This window comes from Aminobacter sp. 01T433 (genome assembly GCF_056398585.1).
The window spans coordinates 1-1,917 of record NZ_JBFTPR010000054.1; the positions used below are offsets into that span (position 1 = coordinate 1).

A 1,917-nucleotide genomic window follows, 5' to 3' on the forward strand; every position below is an offset into this window, starting at 1 on the left:
AGCGCCCAGAAACGGACGTGATGGCGCTGGCGCGGGCTATTGTTGATGGGCTGCTGGAACCCTATGTCCTGCCTTCGTCCAAAGAGATAGAGCGTGCTGAAAGGAGCGGTGGGATACGGAGAGTTGAGCAGAAATGCTCGTATCATTCGCCACGAGGACACTATCCCCAAACGATCCGCCGTCGACCAGCCCGCTGTTGCAAACGCGTCGCGCAGCTGTTGAAGATTTCCAATGAGGACAAGATTTACGGGATCGCCGGGAAGACCATCCCCGGTGATCGTATATCTAGGGATAAGTTTCCGGTTAAGAACCTTCAGGCCCATTCGAACGATATTTGGCAGAATGACATAGGCACTCAACCCGTAGGTAAGACTCACCGCTAGAATCCATGGAAGTCTATGGTCCGCAGTATCGAAAACGACGAAGACTATTAGCCAAACACTAAAAATGCCCAGACAGAAGACGAGAACCCTCTGAAAAAGGCGCTTGAGCAATCTCAAGATTCGTTTTCCCGTCTAGAGCCGGTGAGTTGAACGTCGCCAGTTTCTGGTAGCCGAACATACCAAATGGGCGACATGCCGTTCCTCTCCGCTACCCAAACTTTTCGCTCGAAAGCTACACCGAACGCTTCCTGAATAGTAGTCTTTCCTCGACTTGCCGCTGCCGCGAGTTCCTGAGATGGCGGATCTCGACGGGGCGATGACCGCGCTTGGCGGCTATGCCCCTAATCGGAGAATCGAGAGTAAATCCGCGAACAAGGCCGTCATACAGTTATTGACGCCGGCAAATCGGTGTTTTTCGCGCTTCGTGGTCGCGATGCTGCCTTTTGGGAAGTAGGATGATCGTTCAGCCGACGATTGGTCCGCTAGCCTACGAGTTCGATAGCGAATTGACGGAGTATCGCCTGTGGGACAGTCCGACGAGGGTCGCGACCTGACCGGCTGCTATCCCATCTCCTCATCCTGAAAGCAGACGGTCCGTCAACGGCACTCAAACCGCCAGTCAGCAACGCGCCGCCATGTCGGCCCGTGAGGTGACTCCAAGGCGGTTCCCGATAGCGGACGTTGCCAAAGTAACTCATCGAAATGCCGAATGAACGACACGTTGACGAAGGTCGAAAGCGGCGCCTGCACCAGCGTGGTCAACTAGTGCGTGGGCGGGGTCGCCCCGCGCTTGCGAATGGTCCAAATCGCTACGGCTGGCTTTATTTCGCCCAACCACTATTATTGATTTGTTCAAATTTCTCGAGTGCGCGAGCAACCGGAAGGAGTGACGCCATGCGGCCGGATGCTTGATGGATCGGACCGGCTAGGAGAGCGACATGGCGTTCTTTGCTAAGGGACAGTTGATAGCTGCGGCGGGTGCCTTCACCTTCTGCCTTCTCACGTGCGCCGCTCAGGCGGCCTCATGCGGCAACAGCGCTGCCGGGTTTCAACAGTGGAAAGTGGAGTTTGCCGAGACGGCAAAGGCCGCCGGCGTCGGGGGGAACGGCCTTGCAGCGCTTCTCGGAGCGAATTACGCCGTAGGAACCATCCGGGCCGACCGCTCCGTCAACAGGGCTTTCGGCGGCTCGGTCGATGACTTTATGAGACGCCGCGGCGGGCCCGCGATTATTTCCAAGGGCCGATCGCTCAAGATGGCGAACGCTGCACTCTTCAGCAACATCGAGCGCAAGTACGGCGTGCCCGCCGGCGTGCTGCTCGCTATCTGGGGTATGGAGACCGGCTTCGGCGCCTCCATGGGCAACCAGAACACTGTATCGGCAATTGTCACGCTCGCCTACGATTGCCGCCGTCCGCAATTCTTCGCGCCGCATGCCATCGCGGCGCTCAAGCTGGTTGACAGCGGCGCGCTGAGCGCCCGCTCGGTCGGCGCCATGCACGGCGAGATCGGCCATACCGGGTTCCTGCCCGGGAA

Annotated in this window: 3 protein-coding genes; 2 read left to right on the forward strand and 1 reads right to left on the reverse strand. The window is 58.2% G+C overall.

Annotated elements, in window-relative coordinates; all coding sequences use genetic code 11:
* Positions 1–500 (reverse strand): LssY C-terminal domain-containing protein (locus tag AC1DLV_RS30215; RefSeq protein WP_476836347.1); only part of this gene is annotated, 500 nt, incomplete at its 3' end.
* A 178-nt stretch (positions 501–678) separates the two neighbouring features.
* On the opposite strand from AC1DLV_RS30215, the gene AC1DLV_RS30220 reads away from it, so the two are divergent.
* Both AC1DLV_RS30220 and AC1DLV_RS30225 read left to right on the forward strand, forming a co-directional pair.
* The gene (locus AC1DLV_RS30220) at positions 679–837 is read left to right on the forward strand and encodes a hypothetical protein (RefSeq protein WP_476836348.1); all 159 of its coding nucleotides are present in this window, start codon (positions 679–681) and stop codon (positions 835–837) included.
* Between the two features lie 484 nt (positions 838–1,321).
* Positions 1,322–1,917, forward strand: a 596-nt coding sequence (locus tag AC1DLV_RS30225) for a lytic murein transglycosylase (protein WP_476803650.1), incomplete at its 3' end; no start/stop codon positions are given.

What these genes read in the sequence shown, in the direction of transcription:
- AC1DLV_RS30220 (WP_476836348.1), top strand. Translation starts at nt 679, where the DNA reads ATGGCGGATCTCGACGGGGCGATGACCGCGCTTGGCGGCTATGCCCCT.